This window comes from Bacillus cytotoxicus NVH 391-98 (assembly GCF_000017425.1).
GTDB lineage: Bacteria > Bacillota > Bacilli > Bacillales > Bacillaceae_G > Bacillus_A > Bacillus_A cytotoxicus.
Map to the genome: position 1 here is coordinate 3,181,635 of NC_009674.1, position 19,445 is coordinate 3,201,079.

17 protein-coding genes and 1 pseudogene are annotated in these 19,445 nt (G+C 37.2%); 4 read left to right on the forward strand and 14 right to left on the reverse strand.

The features are described 5' to 3' along the window. Nucleotides 1–702: 702 nt before the first annotated feature. Genes yajC through ruvA form a run of 6 tightly spaced genes read right to left on the reverse strand, consistent with a single transcriptional unit; the run spans nucleotide 703 to nucleotide 5,037 of the window. A complete protein-coding gene (gene yajC, locus BCER98_RS15810; protein ID WP_012095593.1) occupies nucleotides 703–963 on the reverse strand; it encodes a preprotein translocase subunit YajC in 261 nt (86 codons plus the stop codon). 26 nt (nucleotides 964–989) lie between these two features. Further along, on the reverse strand, nucleotides 990–2,129 hold the full coding sequence (gene tgt, locus BCER98_RS15815; protein WP_012095594.1) for a tRNA guanosine(34) transglycosylase Tgt: 1,140 nt from the start codon (nucleotides 2,127–2,129) through the stop codon (nucleotides 990–992). Nucleotides 2,130–2,144: 15 nt separating this feature from the next. Beyond that, complete coding sequence (queA, locus tag BCER98_RS15820) at nucleotides 2,145–3,197, reverse strand: tRNA preQ1(34) S-adenosylmethionine ribosyltransferase-isomerase QueA (RefSeq protein ID WP_012095595.1); 1,053 nt, start codon at nucleotides 3,195–3,197, stop codon at nucleotides 2,145–2,147. Between the two features lie 18 nt (nucleotides 3,198–3,215). Then, nucleotides 3,216–3,416, reverse strand: a complete 201-nt coding sequence (locus BCER98_RS15825) for a DUF2905 domain-containing protein (RefSeq protein ID WP_012095596.1) — start codon at nucleotides 3,414–3,416, stop codon at nucleotides 3,216–3,218. Beyond that, complete coding sequence (gene ruvB, locus BCER98_RS15830) at nucleotides 3,413–4,414, reverse strand: Holliday junction branch migration DNA helicase RuvB (RefSeq protein WP_012095597.1); 1,002 nt, start codon at nucleotides 4,412–4,414, stop codon at nucleotides 3,413–3,415. The genes BCER98_RS15825 and ruvB overlap by 4 nt, the downstream gene beginning before the upstream one ends. 5 nt (nucleotides 4,415–4,419) lie before the next feature. Further along, nucleotides 4,420–5,037: a Holliday junction DNA helicase RuvA gene (ruvA, locus tag BCER98_RS15835; protein WP_012095598.1), complete on the reverse strand. Its 618-nt coding sequence runs from the start codon at nucleotides 5,035–5,037 to the stop codon at nucleotides 4,420–4,422. Between the two features lie 187 nt (nucleotides 5,038–5,224). Between ruvA and BCER98_RS15840 the strand changes: the two genes are divergently transcribed. Continuing rightward, nucleotides 5,225–6,166, forward strand: coding sequence for an iron-hydroxamate ABC transporter substrate-binding protein (locus BCER98_RS15840; RefSeq protein ID WP_041810044.1), 942 nt, complete (start codon nucleotides 5,225–5,227; stop codon nucleotides 6,164–6,166). A 27-nt stretch (nucleotides 6,167–6,193) separates the two neighbouring features. Here BCER98_RS15840 and BCER98_RS15845 read toward each other — a convergent pair whose 3' ends face one another. From BCER98_RS15845 to nadB, 6 genes and pseudogenes are all read right to left on the reverse strand, one after another. Next, a complete protein-coding gene (locus BCER98_RS15845; protein ID WP_012095600.1) occupies nucleotides 6,194–6,703 on the reverse strand; it encodes a BofC C-terminal domain-containing protein in 510 nt (169 codons plus the stop codon). A 510-nt stretch (nucleotides 6,704–7,213) separates the two neighbouring features. Next, on the reverse strand, nucleotides 7,214–7,891 hold the full coding sequence (locus tag BCER98_RS15850; RefSeq protein WP_012095601.1) for a YhcN/YlaJ family sporulation lipoprotein: 678 nt from the start codon (nucleotides 7,889–7,891) through the stop codon (nucleotides 7,214–7,216). A gap of 1,971 nt (nucleotides 7,892–9,862) precedes the next feature. Further along, nucleotides 9,863–10,031: pseudogene (safA, locus tag BCER98_RS23750) on the reverse strand (SafA/ExsA family spore coat assembly protein); the annotation flags it as partial. 249 nt (nucleotides 10,032–10,280) lie between these two features. Then, on the reverse strand, nucleotides 10,281–11,387 hold the full coding sequence (gene nadA, locus BCER98_RS15860; protein ID WP_012095603.1) for a quinolinate synthase NadA: 1,107 nt from the start codon (nucleotides 11,385–11,387) through the stop codon (nucleotides 10,281–10,283). Between the two features lie 30 nt (nucleotides 11,388–11,417). Next, entirely contained in the window at nucleotides 11,418–12,251 is an 834-nt protein-coding gene (gene nadC / locus BCER98_RS15865) for a carboxylating nicotinate-nucleotide diphosphorylase (protein ID WP_012095604.1), read from the reverse strand. Between the two features lie 30 nt (nucleotides 12,252–12,281). Next, nucleotides 12,282–13,790: an L-aspartate oxidase gene (nadB, locus tag BCER98_RS15870; protein ID WP_012095605.1), complete on the reverse strand. Its 1,509-nt coding sequence runs from the start codon at nucleotides 13,788–13,790 to the stop codon at nucleotides 12,282–12,284. A gap of 164 nt (nucleotides 13,791–13,954) precedes the next feature. Here nadB and BCER98_RS15875 point away from each other — a divergent pair, with 164 nt between their 5' ends. From BCER98_RS15875 to BCER98_RS15885, 3 genes are all read left to right on the forward strand, one after another. Further along, the gene (locus BCER98_RS15875) at nucleotides 13,955–15,097 is read left to right on the forward strand and encodes an IscS subfamily cysteine desulfurase (RefSeq protein WP_012095606.1); all 1,143 of its coding nucleotides are present in this window, start codon (nucleotides 13,955–13,957) and stop codon (nucleotides 15,095–15,097) included. Next, entirely contained in the window at nucleotides 15,097–15,642 is a 546-nt protein-coding gene (locus BCER98_RS15880) for a transcription repressor NadR (RefSeq protein WP_012095607.1), read from the forward strand. The genes BCER98_RS15875 and BCER98_RS15880 overlap by 1 nt, the downstream gene beginning before the upstream one ends. Nucleotides 15,643–15,729: 87 nt before the next feature. After that, entirely contained in the window at nucleotides 15,730–16,377 is a 648-nt protein-coding gene (locus BCER98_RS15885) for an MOSC domain-containing protein (RefSeq protein ID WP_012095608.1), read from the forward strand. Nucleotides 16,378–16,568: 191 nt separating this feature from the next. Here the strand turns inward: BCER98_RS15885 and pheA are convergent, their stop codons facing one another. Then, nucleotides 16,569–17,420: a prephenate dehydratase gene (gene pheA, locus BCER98_RS15890; protein WP_012095609.1), complete on the reverse strand. Its 852-nt coding sequence runs from the start codon at nucleotides 17,418–17,420 to the stop codon at nucleotides 16,569–16,571. 96 nt (nucleotides 17,421–17,516) lie between these two features. Continuing rightward, nucleotides 17,517–19,430, reverse strand: a complete 1,914-nt coding sequence (locus BCER98_RS15895) for an ABC transporter permease (RefSeq protein ID WP_012095610.1) — start codon at nucleotides 19,428–19,430, stop codon at nucleotides 17,517–17,519. Nucleotides 19,431–19,445 lie beyond the last annotated feature (15 nt).

The following is a 19,445-nucleotide window of genomic DNA, read 5'->3' on the forward strand; positions in this document are numbered from 1 at the left end:
TGTTTTCTATAAGGTTCCTATTGTTCAGGTAACATGAATTGCTCTTCCATCGCTTTTTATTACATATAATTCTGAATTTTCAAAAATACAAACCCTTTCTCAACTATGTATCTAGGCAAACAAGGTGACACATTAGGGTTGTAGGCTAAACACTACATATGTTTATATCTTCTACAAAATTAATTTACTTCAAATTCGAGATAATATAATAATAGGTCATTTGGGTTGGCAACATGTTGACACGAACTATTTATCGACCTTTTTTAGAAAAGTAATGACTGAAAATGATACATCACATCAAATGAAAAAGTAACAACATTTCTTGTACAAAACGCCTATATTATATACAGATACGCTTCTCATAAGTAAAAAAACATAAACAATGCAAAATTAAAAGGGTTGCAAAGATAATGTATCCTTATCATTATGTACCTTAGAAACAATGACATCCACAGTTCCCAGCACCTTACCATCGTTAAACATAAAGTAAAACTTTAATCAGTGAAAGCTTTCTTCATCCTCACTAATTATGAGCCCTTACCAATCAGTCTGTTAGTCTCCCCCCTATCTTCCTTGTTTCTAGATGGGCGTCTAACTGCCTAAAATAGCGGGATAAATAGTAAATCTGTAACTTTAGCAAAAAAAAAGAGCCTATTTAGGATAAAATAGGCTCTTTTCCAAGCTGTGCAAAACTTTTCATGATTATTTCTTTACAACTTCACGAACTGCATTGCGATCAAACGTTAAGTGTGAACCACCAGATTTAATCACAATTGTCGTATCGTCTACTGACTCAATGGTACCGTGTAAACCACCGATTGTTACGATTGCATCACCTTTTTTTAGCTCGCTTTGCATTTGAGCTACTGCCTTTTGGCGTTTTTGTTGCGGGCGAATTAATAAGAAATAGAAAATCGCAAACATCGCAACAATCATGACAATATTCATCATACCAGGACTCATTTTTGTTCCTCCTTTAATATTATGTATTAAAAGTTTTTAGCATTCGGTTTATTAAAGCCATACTGTTCAAAGAACTCTTCGCGGAAATCGCCAAGACGATCTTCACGAATGGCTTGTCTCACCTGCTCCATTAAGTTTAACAGAAAATGCAGATTGTGATAAGATGTTAAACGAATTCCGAACGTTTCATCACATTTCATTAAGTGACGAATGTATGCACGAGAATAATTTTTACATGTGTAACAATCACAATTTGGATCAAGTGGACCAAAGTCTCTTGCAAATTTCGCATTTTTCACAACGAGACGACCTTGACTTGTCATACAAGTACCATTTCGAGCAATGCGAGTTGGCAGTACACAGTCAAACATGTCAATACCGCGAATTGCACCATCAATTAATGAATCAGGAGAACCGACTCCCATTAAATAACGAGGTTTATTTTCTGGAAGAAGCGGTGTTGTAAACTCAAGGACACGATTCATGATATCTTTCGGCTCCCCTACTGATAAACCACCTACAGCGTAACCAGGGAAGTCCATTGAAACAAGGTCTTTAGCACTTTGGCGACGAAGCTCTTCAAACTCCCCCCCCTGTACAATACCGAATAACCCTTGATCTTCCGGGCGCTGATGCGCGTTTAAACAACGCTCTGCCCAACGGCTTGTACGCTCTACAGACTTTTTCATATATTCAAAAGTAGCCGGGAATGGTGGGCATTCATCAAATGCCATCATAATATCTGAACCTAAAGCATTTTGAATTTCCATCGCTTTTTCTGGCGATAAAAATAGCTTGTCGCCATTTAAATGATTGCGGAAATACACACCTTCTTCTTCAATACGACGGAAGTCACTTAAACTAAATACTTGGAATCCACCAGAATCCGTTAAAATAGCACGATCCCAGTTCATAAATTTATGCAGTCCACCTGCTTCACGTACAATTTCATGACCTGGACGCAGCCATAGATGATACGTATTACTTAAAATAATGCCAGAATCCATCGCTTTTAATTCTTCTGGTGACATTGTTTTCACTGTTGCTAATGTACCAACTGGCATAAAGGTCGGTGTATCAAAAGATCCATGTGGCGTATGCACACGACCTAAACGTGCGCCCGTTTGTTTACATTTCTTAATAAATTCGTAACGAATTGCTGTCATACATTTACTCCTTCTTTATTTCATTCTCTCTTTAGCATGAGATGCAAGGAACATCGCATCACCAAAACTAAAGAAGCGGTATTTTTCTTTCACTGCTTCATTATAGGCATGAAGTACATTTTCTCTACCTGCAAATGCACTCACAAGCATAATTAATGTTGATTTTGGTAAATGGAAATTTGTAATTAAACCATCAATTGCTTTAAATTCATAACCTGGATACATAAAGATATCCGTCCATCCAGATGCACCGCAAAGTTTACCATCATGCTCTGTAGCAATTGTTTCAAGTGTACGTGTTGATGTCGTACCAACTGTAATAATACGGCCACCATTTACTTTCACGTCATTTAATAAGTCAGCCGTTTCCTGCGACATATGATAATACTCAGCATGCATATGATGATCTTCAATTTTATCAGTCGAAACTGGTCTAAATGTTCCAAGACCAACATGAAGTGTAATGAATGCTAATTTCACACCTTTTTGTTGCAATTTCTCCAGCAACTCTTCTGTAAAATGCAGACCCGCTGTTGGTGCTGCTGCAGAACCAATTTCCTTCGCATATACAGTTTGGTAACGATCGCGGTCTTCTAATGTTTCTTTAATATAAGGGGGAAGTGGCATTTCTCCCAGTTCATCTAAAATCTCATAAAAAATACCGTCATAAGAGAATTCAAGCTGACGACCGCCTTGATCAGCAGTTCCTACACATGTTGCTTTTAGTTTTCCTTCGCCAAAAGAAATAACAGTTCCTTCTTTCACACGTTTCGCCGGTTTTACAAGTGTTTCCCACGTATCTCCCTCTTCTTGTTTTAAAAGAAGCACCTCAATATGTGCACCTGTATCTTCTTTTACACCATGCAAACGAGCAGGCATAACTTTGGTTTCATTTAAAACTAAACAATCTCCCTCATGTAAATACGCTAAAATATCGCTAAAATGCTTATGCTCGATATCACCTGTTTCACGATCTAACACCATTAACCTTGATGTTTCACGCTTTTCAAGCGGCGTTTGCGCAATAAGTTCTTCTGGTAAATGAAAATCAAACAGATTAATATCCATAACTATATCCACCTATTTCTATTTAAGTCGATTTATTATATACATAATAAAAGATAATACAATACTTAACACAATACATGTAATGATCGGAAAATAAAAGGTAACATTTCCCTTTTTCACAAAAATATCGCCTGGAAGCCTTCCGATAAACTTCCAAGCTAATCCAATCACAATGAGAAGAATACCAGCTGTTATAAGAAGTTTTGACATATCTGTCATATTTTTGGCATCTCCATTCCGAAATGTTGGTATGCAAGTGGCGTAACAATTCTTCCTCGTGGCGTACGCTGTAAGAATCCAATTTGCAGTAAATATGGCTCATATACATCTTCAATTGTATGAGATTCTTCACCAATTGTCGCTGAAACTGTCTCTAATCCAACTGGACCACCGCGGAATTTTTCAATAATACCAAGTAGGAATTTATGGTCAATGTGATCCAGACCTAATTTATCTACTTGCAAGAGCTCTAATGCCATTTGTGTAATTTCCATTGCGATTGTTCCATCGCCTCTTACTTGTGCGAAATCACGTACGCGTCTTAAAAGACGGTTCGCGATACGCGGTGTACCACGAGCACGTCTTGCAATTTCTAAAGCAGCTAAAGAATCAATTTCCACTTCAAACACTTCTGCTGTTCTTTCTACAATCGCTGATAATTGATCTACTGTATAATACTCCAGTCTTGATAATACCCCAAAACGATCACGAAGCGGCGCTGATAGTGCTCCCGCACGCGTTGTTGCACCTACTAATGTAAAAGGTGGCAAGTCAAGCCTTACTGACCGTGCAGTCGGCCCTTTACCAATGACAATATCAAGACAAAAGTCCTCCATTGCTGGATATAAAACTTCCTCAATTGATCTATGCAAACGATGAATCTCATCAATAAATAGTACATCACCAGGCTGAAGAGCCGTTAACACTGCTGCTAAATCTCCTGGCCTTTCAATTGCTGGACCTGATGTCGTTCGAATATTAACTCCCATTTCGTTTGCGATAATATTAGCAAGCGTTGTTTTCCCAAGTCCCGGTGGTCCATATAATAAGACGTGATCCAATGTTTCCTCACGCATTTTTGCAGCCTCAATAAATACCTCTAAATTATGTTTTGCCTTATCTTGGCCAATATATTGACGGAGTGTCTGTGGCCGCAACGAATATTCTAAGTCTGCATCTTCATATGCAGATTCCCCTGACAGGAGACGTTCGTCCATTCTACTCACCTCTTACCATTTAGTAAAAGACTAAGCGCCTTTTTAATATACTGATCCGTCGTCAATGACTCTTTTAATAACTCTGGCAAGACGCGATTGATTTCGCGTTCTGCATAACCAAGTGCACGGAGCGCTTCAAGCGCCTCATCCAGTTCAGTTGATGAACCTTTTTTCTCATCAAAGCGCTCTTCGTCTGAGAATAAATCCACGAATACATCTGGTACAACATCAGCTAATTTTCCTTTTAAATCTAAAATCATTTGACGCGCCGTTTTCTTTCCAACACCTGGAAACTTCACTAAAAACCTCTCATCTTCGTTCTCAATCGCTTGTACAACCTGCCCTGTTTGACCTGAGGCTAAAATGGCAAGCGCACCTTTTGGCCCAATTCCCGATACACCCAAAAGTTTTGTGAATAGTAAACGCTCTTCACGTGTCTTAAAACCGTAAAGTGCCATTATATCTTCTCTTACATAGTGATATGTGTATACCCGAATTTCTTGCTTACTTCTTTGGAATACATATGGGTTTGGCGTAAAAATTTGGTAGCCAATTCCATTATGGTCAAGAACGATATATTCCGGTCCTACGTACTCTACATAACCTGTAACATACTCAAACAAAATACGATCTCTCCCTCTCAAATCATGTATTCCATTTTAACATACTTAGCAATAGAAAAGCGAGACTACCCCAACAAATGTTCTCTATTTTAAATTTCTCTTTTTTATATTGACAGATTGCTATCATGCAATTACTATTACATAGTCGATAATGATTATCAATATTAAATAAAGGAGCTACATGACGATGAAGCATAAACTATTTATTTTATTTACTCTCATCTTTGTTGTCTTAGCCACTGTCGGCTGTTCTTCTAAAAAAGAAGAAACTCGTGCGACAGAGCAAAAAACGAAAGTTGTGAAACACGCAAAAGGCGAGGCTACAATTCCAGTAAATCCAAAAAGAATCGTTGACTTATCTGGATCATCTGAAGAACTATTACTACTTGGACATAAACCAGTTGGTACGGCGAATACATATAAGGATAAAATCCAAGGTCATTTGCAAGAAAAACTAAAAGGTGTAAAAGCAGTTGGATGGTATTGGGCTCCTAAAGTTGATTTAGAAGCAGTTACTGCTTTAAAACCAGATTTAATTATTTTAAACAATCGTCAATTAAAAATTTATGACCAACTAGCAAAGATTGCACCAACAGTCGTTTTAGAAACAAACTTAGAAAACTGGCGCGATAAATTTAAAGAAGTCGGTAAATTATTTGACGAAGAGAAAAAAGCAACTCAGTGGATTGTCAACTACGATAAAAAAGCCGCTTCTTTATCTAAACAAATTAAAGAGAAAACAAAAGATGAAAACTTTATGTTCCTTGCTATAACACCACAAAATTTCCGTGTGTATGGCAATTTTGGATATGGAGATATTCTCTTTAACGATTTAAAACTTCCTGCAACAAAAGGAACAGATTTAAAACAAACAATGGCACAAGTATCATTAGAAGGACTTGTTGCATTCCAACCTGATCAAATGTTTATCGTAAACTTTGGTGGCGAAGCAGATAAAGTTTACGAGGATTATAAAAACAGTGCTATTTGGAAAGATAACAAAGCAGTTAAAAATAATCACGTTTATGAAGTAAGCAATGAAGTCTTTAACACAAAAGCATTCAATCCAATTGGAAAAGATATGTTAATTGATGAAATTGCAAAACAAATTTTAGATAAAAATAAATAAAACAAACTAGCAACTCATTTCGAGTTGCTAGTTTGTTTTTGCATATTGCTTCATCTTCTCCATCGTCTTCACAAAACGTTCTTTTGATTTAATCCGAATGCCTCGCTTTAACTTTGCCCGTTCATAACTTTTTAATTTTTTCATATCAATTTGAAAAAACGAGTGAATTGCATTATCGTTTTTTGGTACACCATTAAAAATTTGTAATATCCCCTCATCTGACACTCCAAAATAACCGCTCGTCTTCAATAAAGGTGAAATATCGTCTATTTTCTTTTGCAATATAATTTGTACATCATCACGATCTACAAGTTGCCAATCTTTATATCGCTGCAAAAGCTGTTCTAAATTCGCTACTTTTTCCGTAAGAATTTCCTCACTCACTTCTCCGTCCAAATACATACGTTCTAGTAACACTGTCACTTGAGGTTCTTTTTCCGTTACATTTGGCGTCGTAACTGCAGCTCTAACATTCGATTCGTAAGATAAACAAAATAGAACAAGCAAGACTTGAACTGCAATCATGATAAATTTCATTTCTGTTCACCTCTTCCGAGCAAAATAAAGTAAAACTTCCCATTCTAGTTTCTCCGGAAATGAGAGTTTTATCCAATGCCCTTATATAAGGTTGAACAGCACTTGTTCCTATTTATCGAAAATTCATATCTTTTGGCCGCATTATCGATATGATTTCATTTATTTTCAAAATAAAAAAGACGCCTGAAATTAGCAGGCGTCTTGATGCGTTTTACGGCGAGAGACCAGGCGGCCACATCCGCGTGTTTAGCACTTAAGCATATCTCTCGTCTTACGTAAATTAGCTCATCGCTTTGTTAATATAACATTAATACAACATAAACACAAGCTAAATATGAAAGATATACATTGCATATATAAAATAAAACTTTAATCAGCAGGGGTTTGCTTTATCCCTGTCCTCACCAATCGAGCTGTTACGGGCTAAGAGTTCCTCCGGTCTTCCTTGCTTCACTTTGAATCTTACTACCCTAAAATAGAGAGGAAGGCATAAGCCCCCCTCTTTTTTCGTTATCGCACCGTACCAGTTAGACTAGCTCGAATATCGCGGAATAAATCTGTAATATCACGATTTAACTCATTCGTAACTGTTCCATTTCGCAAACGTGTATTCATTGTATTTACACGATCAAACATATCGTTTCTAACCGTCACGTACACGTTACGAGTTCTTACATCATCGACAACAGCTCGACGAATTTCATTTGCCATTGCCGTTTCATTTGTTACTGTATGACGCGGTTTCACAGCGATTACTACATCATTTCCATATACAACAGTAGAAACTCGATCCACATTATTCATACGCTTAACACGATTCGTAATTCTTTCAGCTGTTTTTCCATCATTGTTCATGTATGAATTATTCATTGTAATGTTACGAGTTGGATGAGGGTTTACAATTTGACCATGATAATTTACATCTCGATAATAGTTATACCCTACATCATTACGACGCTCATATACACGATCTGTAATTCTATTTCCGTTTCTATACGTTACATAATCTGTATATCGATCTGTGCGCGTTACATTATCTCTATATGGATTTGTACCATAATAAGATGTACGTTCGTAATTATCATTCACATTACGCTCATCCATCGCATTATTATTAGGTGTACCACATGCTGCTAACGCACTGGTAACTAACAAAGAAGCGGCAATTACTTTCACTTTTTTATTCAATCCAAAAACCCCCCTTGTTAGAATGAACTTTTCTCTCGAAAAGCTCCTTCTTATCATGAGTAACAACGGAGGTTTTTACACTGTTAATATTTCACTAAGAATCCATTAAAACGTTTTACTCTTCTTCTTCAATTGGACTTCCAAACATATCAGGCGGATCTGGTTGATAATACATCGTACCTGGCTGTGGTGCATACGCAGTCTGATGTGGCTGATAATATAAAGGACTTGCCGATTGTGGTTCCCCCGGTTGAGGGCTATACAAAATTCTTCCCTCATCACATCCGCAGTCCTCTTCTTCTGACATAGATGGTGGCATATTGTTCTCCATTGGCATCGATGTATATTGTGGTGCTATAGGTGTAAATTGTGGATACGACATATTATAATGCAGATTTTGATACTGCTGGTATGGATACTGCTGTGGCATCAGCTGTGGATGATAAGGCATTGGTTGCGACATGATATTTGGCGGTTGATTATTTTCCATCATCGGCATAATGTTTGGCATTGGACTATTTTCCGTCATCGGCATAATGTTTGGCATTGGATTATTTTCCGCCATCGGCATGATGTTTGGCATCGGATTATTTTCCGCCATCGGCATAATGTTTGGCATCGGATTATTTTCCGCCATCGGCATAATGTTTGGCATCGGATTATTTTCCGTCATCGGCATAATGTTTGGCATTGGACTATTTTCCGTCATCGGCATAATGTTTGGCATTGGATTATTTTCCGCCATCGGCATGATATTTGGCATTGGATTATTTTCCGCCATCGGCATAATGTTTGGCATTGGATTATTTTCCGCCATCGGCATGATATTTGGCATTGGATTATTTTCCGTCATCGGCATAATGTTTGGCATTGGATTATTTTCCGTCATCGGCATAATGTTTGGCATTGGATTATTTTCCGTCATCGGCATAATGTTTGGCATTGGATTATTTTCCGTCATCGGCATAATGTTTGGCATTGGATTATTTTCCATCATCGGCATGATTGGTGGCTGAATATTATCCATAATTGGCATTGTGATAGTTGGTGGTAAAATTTGCGGAATCACCTTTTTATCTTTTGCTACATTTGGCGATGCAATATTCCCCATATTTTCTTTTTTCACTTGTGATGATACGTTATTCTCTATATTTTCTTTTTTCACTTGTGGTGCTGCGATATTCTCTATATTTTCTTTTTTCACTTGTGATGATACGCTATTCTCTATATTTTCTTTTTTCACTTGTGGTGCTGCGATATTCCCCATATTTTCTTTTTTCACTTGTGGTGCTGCGATATTCTCTGTATTTTCTTTTTTCACTTGTGGTGCTGCGATATTCCCCATATTTTCTTTTTTCACTTGTGGTGCTGCGATATTCTCTGTATTTTCTTTTTTCACTTGTGGTGCTGCGATATTCTCTGTATTTTCTTTTTTCACTTGTGGTGCTGCGATATTCTCTGTATTTTCTTTTTTCACTTGTGGTGCTGCGATATTCTCTGCATTTTCTTTTTTCACTTGTGGTGCTTTCATATGATTTGGTTTCACTTTATGAATTTGAGGAGTAATCAATTCACTCCCCTTTTTAATTATATCTGAAATTTTATATTCCTTGGCAGGTTTAATAGGCGGCTGCGGTGGTTGTGGTAATATATTTATTGAAAATTTCGTACTTTCTTTCGCAGCTTTTTGCCCTTTCTCTTCAATAACAGGCGGTTTTTCAATCACTACTGGCTTTTCAATTGACTTCTCCTTTTGGATTGCCGCTTCCTTCTGAATCGGTGCTTCTTTTTGAGGCTTTATTTGCATTTCTTTTTGCGTTTGCTGCATAGCTGGTTGTTGCGTAATTGGAGCAGATTCATATGTGATTTCTTCTTCCTCTTCTATAGTAAGTGGCGTTGGTGTTGCCGCGAACTCTTTTTGTTGTACTTCTTTGACATACTCTTTCGGAGGGACTGAACCAGCACCCGCATTTTTCTTTACATGAACGCTACCTGATGGTACTTTAATCTTCATACCTGGCATAATAAGATCCGGGTTACTAAGTTGTGTATTTGCTATTTTTAACGTTTCCAAATCCACTCCGTACTTTTTCGCAATCTTCCAAAGGGTATCCCCTTTTTGCACGATATGAATCTTCAAATTTTCCCCCTCCTGTATATCTTATCTATGAATCAAAACACTTTGGAATGACTCCTCTCTACTAAGCATACCTAATGATTGATACGTTGATAAATACTGCTTTCTAGTTCGGCTGTTCTTCAAAGTGATACACTCTCTAGTTGCACAAATAAACAAAAAAAGCACAATGATTCTCTCAACACAATGTATGTCATTTGCCTCATAATTATGATTATATGCAGGAAAAAAGCAACGGGAACCCCGCTACTTTTAAACGCGCTCTAACATACGATTTAATGCCAACACTGCATCTTTTGTTACTTGCTTATCCACTTGAATTACATTCACCTGTTCACCACGTTCTATTGATTCTAGCGCCCAAAGTAAATGTGGTAAATCAATACGATTCATCGTTAAACATGGACACATAAAAGGATTTAGTGAAATAATCTCCTTATCAGAATGTTTTTGAATCAGCCGATTTACTAAATTCATTTCTGTACCAATGGCCCACTTACTACTAGATGGTGCTTGTTCAATCGTATCAATAATATATTTTGTCGATCCCGCATAATCAGAAGCTTGAACCACTTCATAACAACACTCTGGATGAACGATAATATTCATATTAGGATGACTTTTGCGCAAGCTCTCAATATTCTTCACTGTAAAGTTTTGATGCACGGAACAATGACCTTTCCACAAAATCACCTTTATATCCTCTAGATTCCCGCTATATTCTAATGAGTCTGTATTCGGATTCCAAACAGCCATTTGATTAAGTTCAATCCCTAAATCGTACGCTGTATTTCTTCCCAAATGCTGATCTGGTAAAAAAACTAATCGTTCTTTCTGCGTAAATGCCCAAGATACCATTTTTTTTGCATTCGAAGACGTAACGGTTGCCCCGCCATTTCGACCGCAAAAAGCTTTAATTGCTGCCGTCGAGTTTACATATGTTAACGGAATCATTGTATCTCCAAATAATGTTGTAAGCTCTCGCCACGCTCGTTCTGTTTGTTCAATATCCGCCATATCTGCCATCGAACAGCCGGCTCGCATATCAGGCAATATTACAACTTGCTCGTCCGTCGTTAACATATCCGCTGTTTCTGCCATAAAATGCACACCGCAAAATACGATATATTTTGCCTCTTTATTGCGCGCTGCAACTTGTGCAAGTTGCAATGAATCCCCTATAGCATCTGAAAACTGCACCACTTCATCCTTTTGATAATGATGACATGGGATACATAACATTTTTCCCATTTTTTCTTTAATTTCACGAACACGCTTTTCCATATCTTCCGTTGACATCGTGTAATAACGCGCTGGTAACATCGTTTCAATTGGCTGTACTTTTTCTAAAATACTCATATACGTCTCTCTCCCTCTAAGTCACTTTTCTTACGATTCAATATTGAAACTAATATCGAGTGCTTTCACTGAATGCGTTAATGCTCCAAGTGAAATATAATCCACCCCTGTTTTTCCGTATTTCGATAAATCTTCAATTTTAATTCCACCTGAAGCTTCCGTAACAATAGCGCTTGGCACAATCTTTGAAAACTCTCGAATCTCATCTGGCGTACGATTATCGAACATAATAATATCCACACCAGCAGCTACAGCCTCTCTCACTTGCTCCTCAGTTTCTGTTTCCACTTCTACTTTCACCATATGCCCTAATTTTTCTTTCACTGATGTAACAGCTTTTGTAATAGAACCAGCAAAAGCAATATGATTGTCTTTAATCATGACCCCATCATATAAACCGAAGCGATGGTTAAATCCACCTCCACACACGACTGCATACTTATCAAACATACGTAGTCCAGGCATTGTCTTTCTCGTATCACAAATGCGTGTATGACTACTATCTAAAGCAAGAACCGCCTTACGTGTCATCGTTGCTATTCCGCTCATACGCTGGATGACATTTAATATAACGCGCTCTGCCGTTAATAGTGATGCAATTGGCCCTTGCACAGTTGCTATTATTTCGCCTTTCTCTACAAGATCCCCATCTTTTTTATGAAGCTCAACTGCAATTCTTTCATCAATTAATTGAAATCCTGCTTCGATTACTGAACGTCCCGCAAAGACCCCTGCTTCTTTTATAAGAAATGTTCCTTTTGCCTCTAAATAATCTGGAAAGATACACTGAGATGTTATATCCCATTCCCCTATATCTTCTAGAAAAAATTGTTTTAATGCTTCCTGTACTTTTAATATGTTCATTATCTTCTCTCCCTCATGCAAACGTGCTTGTCATTTTATTAACATCATTTCTTTTGCTACTGCACTTCTTTTTGGATCATCACTGCGATAATGTCCACCTATGCTTTCTTTCCTTTGCAAAGCCGCATCTACCATTAGCCAGCAAACTGTTAACATATTGACAATCGTAATTTCTTCATTTGTAAGAGCCTCGTATTGTAATACAAAATGAGGCGCACCATAATGCTCAAACCATTTTTTCGCTTGCAATAACCCTTGCTCTGTACGCACAATTCCAACATACCTCATCATCTGTTCTTGTATTTCTCTTTTGGTTGGTAAATATAAGATTTGATGACTTTGATCCCGCTCTGCTCTATCAAACTTTTCCCTTGTTACCGAATTGTGTAAAATATGCTGTCCAATTCTTTTCCCAAATACAAGACCCTCAAGCAACGAATTGCTCGCTAGTCGGTTTGCACCATGAACACCATTACAAGCAGTTTCTCCTATAGCATATAGACGTGGAATGGATGTTTCCCCATCACAGTTTGTTTTGACACCCCCCATATGAAAATGTGCACCCGGTACAACTGGAATTCGATTTTGTTTTAGATTCACACCATGTATCCGACATAATGAAGAAACAGTTGGAAAACGGTCTTCAAAATGTTGAATAGATGAAATATCTAAATATACTTCTTCACCAACGAGAAGCTGACTATGGATCGCACGGGCTACTACATCACGCGGTGCTAAATCTTGCTGCGGATGTATTCCGGTCATGAAATGTTCTCCTTTCCCATTTACAAGAATAGCTCCTTCGCCTCGTACAGCTTCAGAAACAAGTCCACAGCACCTACCATCTACATGTAACATCGTAGGGTGAAACTGCATAAACTCTAAATCTTGAAGCTCACCACCAGCTCGATATACCATTGCAATTCCATCACCTGTTATCGTTTCATCATTGGAAGTAAACGTGTATAATCCCCCTATGCCTCCTGTTGCTAATACTGTATATTCAGCAAAATAACGATGCATATGTCCTTTTTGATCACGTGTTAAAACGCCTCTACACGTCCCATTTTCTATGATGAAATCGAGTACTCTTTCTTGTTCTATCACTGTAACATGCGGTGTTATTTCTTGAATGAAATGCTCTAATAAATATTTCCCTGTCGTATCTCCTCCCGCATGTAAAATCCGTCGTTTTCGATGCGCACCTTCTTTCCCGAGGTGGAGTCCCTTTTCATCGCCATCAAACTGCATACCAGCTGCAAGGAGCTCGTGAATTTCTTTTGGTCCATTCTCCACTAAGTAACGCACAGCTTCTGTATTGTTATAATGACAACCTGCTTTTAACGTATCTTCATAATGATGATTTGGATTGTCATATGTAGCAATTGCTGCAGCAATTCCTCCTTGCGCTAAATATGTATTGTTATTGCGACGCGTTTTCTTTGTAAGGATTATCACATTTTTTTTACGACAAATCTCTTTTGCAACACGGAATGCCGCAATGCCACTTCCAATAATTAAAACATCTGCACTTGGCATAATTATTGCCTCCTAATTTACACATTACAATTGTCTTGACACCTATATTTACATAATTTTAAAATAATGACAAGAGTTTTTTCGAAGTTATTCATAACAACGTGGATGGATACTTTTTACATAAATACAAAGTATGTGTAATCCTGCCATGGAGAGGACGAAATATGATGATATATCTTGATTATGCAGCAACAACACCTATGAGTAAGGAAGCGATTGAAACGTATGCAAAGGCGGCAGAACAATATTTTGGAAATGAACAAAGTTTACATGATATTGGTGGAACATCTTCTTCTCTACTACAAGTTTGTAGAAAGTCATTTGCACAAATGATTCACGGTAAAGAGCAGGGAGTCTTTTTTACAAGTGGTGGTTCAGAATCCAACTATTTGGCGATTCATTCGCTCTTAAAGGCGCGAGAAGGAAAACATATTATTACAACTCCTATAGAACACGCATCCATTCGGAATTATTTTCAAAGTTTAAAACAACAAGGGTATACCATTACAGAAATTCCTGTTGATTCATATGGAATGATTGACATGTATGCTTTGGAAAATTCCATCACAGAAAATACTGTACTAGCAAGCATTCAACACGGAAACTCTGAAATTGGAACTGTTCAGCCGATAGCTGAAATAGGAAAACTTTTAAAGAAACATCATGTTATATTTCATACAGATTGTGTACAAACATTCGGCAAACTCCCAATCGATGTAACAGAGATGCAAATAGATAGCCTTTCTGTTTCAGCACATAAAATCTATGGACCAAAAGGAGTCGGCGCTTGCTATATAAACCCACAAATTCGCTGGGAACCATTGTTCAAAGGGACAACCCATGAAAAAGGATTTCGTCCTGGTACGGTCAATGTTCCTGGTGTCGCTGCCTTTTTAACAGCAGCAGAGCATATCTTACAGAACCGAGCTAAAACACAAGAACATTTTAAACAGTTGCGCTCTTACTTCGTGAATCAATTAAAATCACTTTCTCTAGAAATTCAAGTAGAGGGACATTCTACTGCTTGTTTACAACATATTGTTGGGGTTACAATAAAAGGAATAGAAGGTCAGTACACAATGTTAGAGTGTAATCGTCACAAAATTGCAATTTCAACTGGAAGCGCCTGTCAAATCGGTAAATATGAACCTTCACAAACAATGCTCGCCCTTGGGAAAACAGCTGAAGAGGCCAAACAATATGTACGTTTTTCATTTGGGCATCAGACAACAAAACAACAACTTGATGCGACCACCCATGCATTAGAGACAATTGGAAATCATTTTTATAGAGGTGTTAAATCATAATGAAACAAAATGAACAGAAGAAGATTTTAGGAGAAGAAAGAAGGCAGCTTATCTTACAATGGCTTTTCGCTGCTAATAAACCGTTATCTGGAAGTGAATTATCAAAGAAAACAAATGTTAGCAGACAAGTGATTGTCCAAGATATTTCCTTGCTAAAAGCACGAAATGAACCGATTATTGCAACTGCACAAGGATACTTATATTTAAAGCCACATGCAAAACAACAAGCCCTTGAACGCGTTATCGTCTGTCAACATAAGCCAGAAGAAGTACGTCAAGAGCTTACTATGCTTGTTGATCATGGTGTAACAATTAAAGATGTAAAAGTAGAGCACCCTGTATATGGAGATTTAACAGCTTCTATTATGGTAAGCAATCGCTTTGATGTTGAACAATACTTACAAAAGATTCAAGAGACAAATGCCTCTTACCTCTCACAATTAACAGATGGAGTTCACTTGCATACTATTGAGGCAGACTCTAAAGAAAAATTAGATGCAGCTTGTGACGCACTAAATAGAGCCGGATTTCTTGTTTATTCATAAAAAGCACAGAGGCTTGTATGATCCTCTGTGCTTTTTTACAAAAAATGATATATATTAACACTAGCGAACAAAGGAGAAATGATATATATGGTGATGGAACTTGTTCACTTTAGCATAGGAAAACCGAAGCAAATGAAGTACGGTGAAAATAAAGAAATGGTGACAGGTATATGTAAGGAACTTACAGAAGAAGCGTTTCTTTCGAAAGATGGCTTCCGCGGTGATGATGTAGCTAATTTACGTTATCACGGTGGTCCTGATCGCGCTGTTTGTGTTTATCCATACGAGCATTACAAGCAATGGGAAACAGAATTTCAAATACCCTTTCCCTCTTCTGCATTTGGTGAAAACATTACCGTCACAAATATGTTAGAGCGTGACGTTTGTATTGGGGATACATATCAATTAGGCGATGCTATTATTCAAGTTACACAAGCTAGAATACCATGTAGTACAATTTCAAAACGGCTCGGGCTTCCTGGTATCTTACCCCGTATTGTAGAAACCGGTTATACCGGTTATTTATGCCGCGTTCTTCAGGAAGGTGTCGTACGACAAGATTCCAAAATTTCATTACTTAAGCCTCATCCAAGTCGCGTCTCTGTTTTATTCACCAACGACATTTACTTTCATAACCGACAAGATAGAGCCGGAATCGAAAAAATCCTTGCTGTTCCCGAACTAGCGAATGTTTGGCGTGAACAGTTAACAGATCGTCTTGCGAAGTTAAAGTAAGCTAAAAAAACGCTTTTTAAGCGTTTTTTTAGCTAGATTGGCAATTCCCACCTTTAACAGGTGGGATTTTTATTAGTCTATCACCAAATGTATGATCCAATGAAGTTATATCGGCGATTTTCAAAATATATCAGCGATTAGAAGGGAAATATCGATTTACCGACAAATATCGACAGTCCATCCCTCACCTCTTACAACCAATAAGAAGAATAGCTCCCTAACACCGTGACTGAAAATCCAAGCGCTTCCAGCTCCATTGTTACACTTGGCAATAATACGTCATCATATGCTCGATCTACATCGATTAAGAAAAAGTAATTTCCAAGCCCTGTTTTCATTGGACGAGATTCAATTTTAGATAGGTTTAAATTCCTCCATGCAAAGGCTGATAAAACTTGATACAGTGCTCCTGCATAATCAGCAGGTAACGTTATCATAAGGGTCGTTTTTTTTCCGCGATGTTCTCCGTTGCTTGGAAGTGATGCCTTCTTTTTCTTATGCAACACAATAAAGCGAGTATGATTATTTTTATGCGTATGTATATTGTGCCGCACAATTGTTAATCCATATTTTTCAGCAGCTGCTTCATTTGCAATAGCTGCGATTTTTTCTTCTGGGTGTTCTTTCACATATTGCGCCGCTGCACTCGTAGAAGTCATATCTCGAACTGTTATTCCTTTTAATTTTTCATTTAAAAATTTATGACATTGTGCAATAGCATGTGGATGGGAGCATACAGCATATACATCTTTCCATGTTTCTTCATAATTTGGATGCACAAGTAAATGTTGCTGAATCGGTACGGTAATTTCTCCTACAATAAAGAGCGGCTGCTCATGTACAAGATAGTCAATGGTAATATTAACAGAACCTTCTATCGCGTTTTCTAGTGGCACAACAGCGCAATCTACATTTTCATTTGCTGCTGCATCCATACAATCTGGAATTGTTCTATATGGTATATGCTCTGCTTCTGGAAAAAAACGACTCACCGCCATATTTGTAAATGTTGCTTCTGGTCCTAAATATCCTACTCGAATCATCGTCTTTTCCCCTCTTTTTCGTTTTCTTACTGTTATACCATACTTTTTTATATTCTTCTATGTAAATTTTGAATATTTAAAAAAGACTAGCATTCGCTAGTCTAAATGTTTCCTATATTCTCTTTGAGCGAAAAAGAAATACATGATGCATGCAGCGATATAAAATAGAATAAACAAGCCTACTTTTCTTAATGAACCATCCATAAAAATCGTATTATGAAACGTATATAACGCAACCGCACTATGCATACTTCCTACTATAATTGGCGCAAAAAATAGCATACATAATTGCCAACGGGAAATTCTCCATACTTCTTCTTTCGTCATTCCAAGTTTAGAGAGTGCCCCGTATTCTTTACGATCTGATGCAATATTATGAAACCATTTAAAATATACGATGCTACATGAAGTAAGAAAGAATAATATACTAATGAATGAGCCTACAAATAGAGTAATGTCGCCGAAAGCTTTCATATTCACATATAACTCCATATTACTTCGAAATGCATTATTATCATCTTGTTTCATATGTTTCCGTAAATCTTCATTTAATTCTTTCGTATTTTCGATATTTGGTAATGTATAGCCTCTATATATCATTTTTTCAGAATCAGGAACCTTATTTGCTATACCGTCAAAGTCTTCATCATGCATGACGAAGAACAGACCATTAATTTGTGAAGGGTGATAGTTAAATTGTATCCCTTCCTTCTGACCGTTAAATACGAATGAATATGTTTGGTTCATTACTTGTAATTGAATCTCTTTTTGATCATACATATTCGGATGATTGTATTTATTATAATAAACAAGTGTAACGGATCCTTTTTTAGGATGATACGTTTTCTGTCCTTGTTTTCTTGCCTCTTGATTGTATTCACTTTCCTTCATCAGCGTTGCTATTTCTGTTTCTCCCTTACTAGACTGAAAGGATGCATATACTCCAACAAAACTCATAGATTGAAAATCATCATATCCATATTGGTGCAATAATTGTTCAACCATACCTTCCGCAAAGACTTCATGAGAAGAAGTACCTTTTTCTATGTAAGAAAATGAGTGTACACCCCCGCCCCGCCACATATCTTGCATACCAGAAAAATATAAGAACACCGTACCTGTTGCCGTAACTACAAACGTCGTTGCCATTGACATTAGAAAGAAAAAACGACCATTTTCCTTCATTCGATGTGACAATTGATTCACTATAAATAAATACGGATATGTATACATAATCTTTTTATTTCGTTTTATCAATTCTAATATTTGAGCAGTGCCGTGTGTAAAAGAAAAATACGTTCCGAAAAAGACAAGTATAGACACAGGAAAAAAATAGAATGCTATCGTTGGCATCGTAGTTTGTAATGCTAACGCATATCCTATCCCTAAGCAAATAAGCCCGAATATACAAAGCCGCATTGATGTTTTCTTCTCTTTTTTATCCGTGCGAAATTCTTTTAATAACCGAATGATTTTTATATTCCATATACGTAAAGCACTTATAAAAGATAAGACAACAAATACGACCATATATGCAATAAACGTTCCCCCAATTGCTCTCACGTCAAATATGATAGGGAGTTCTTTCGGAAGCCCCAGTAACATACTAAATACCATAAAGAAGAGCTTTAAAAAGATTATACCAAGCCCAATGCCGAAAATATTAGCAAATACCCCAATCAACATTTGCTCGGTCATAATTACTCCAATTACGTTAGATTTCGTTGCCCCCATTAACATATATAATCCTAATTCTTTCTTACGTGCCTCTATGAAAATAGAAGTAGAGTACAAAATAAATATGATAAAAAAAGAAATAATTATAATATTACATATAATAAGTCCCCAGCGTACGTTTTGATACCACATCGTCTCTTTCATATACGGATGTACAATAACAGACATGTATGCAAAAGATGCAAATATCGCAAAACAACTACTTAAGAAAAACACTTTATAATTACGCCAATTTCCTTTTATATTTTGCAGCGCTAGTTGCTGAATGTTCATCTATCGTCCTCCTGT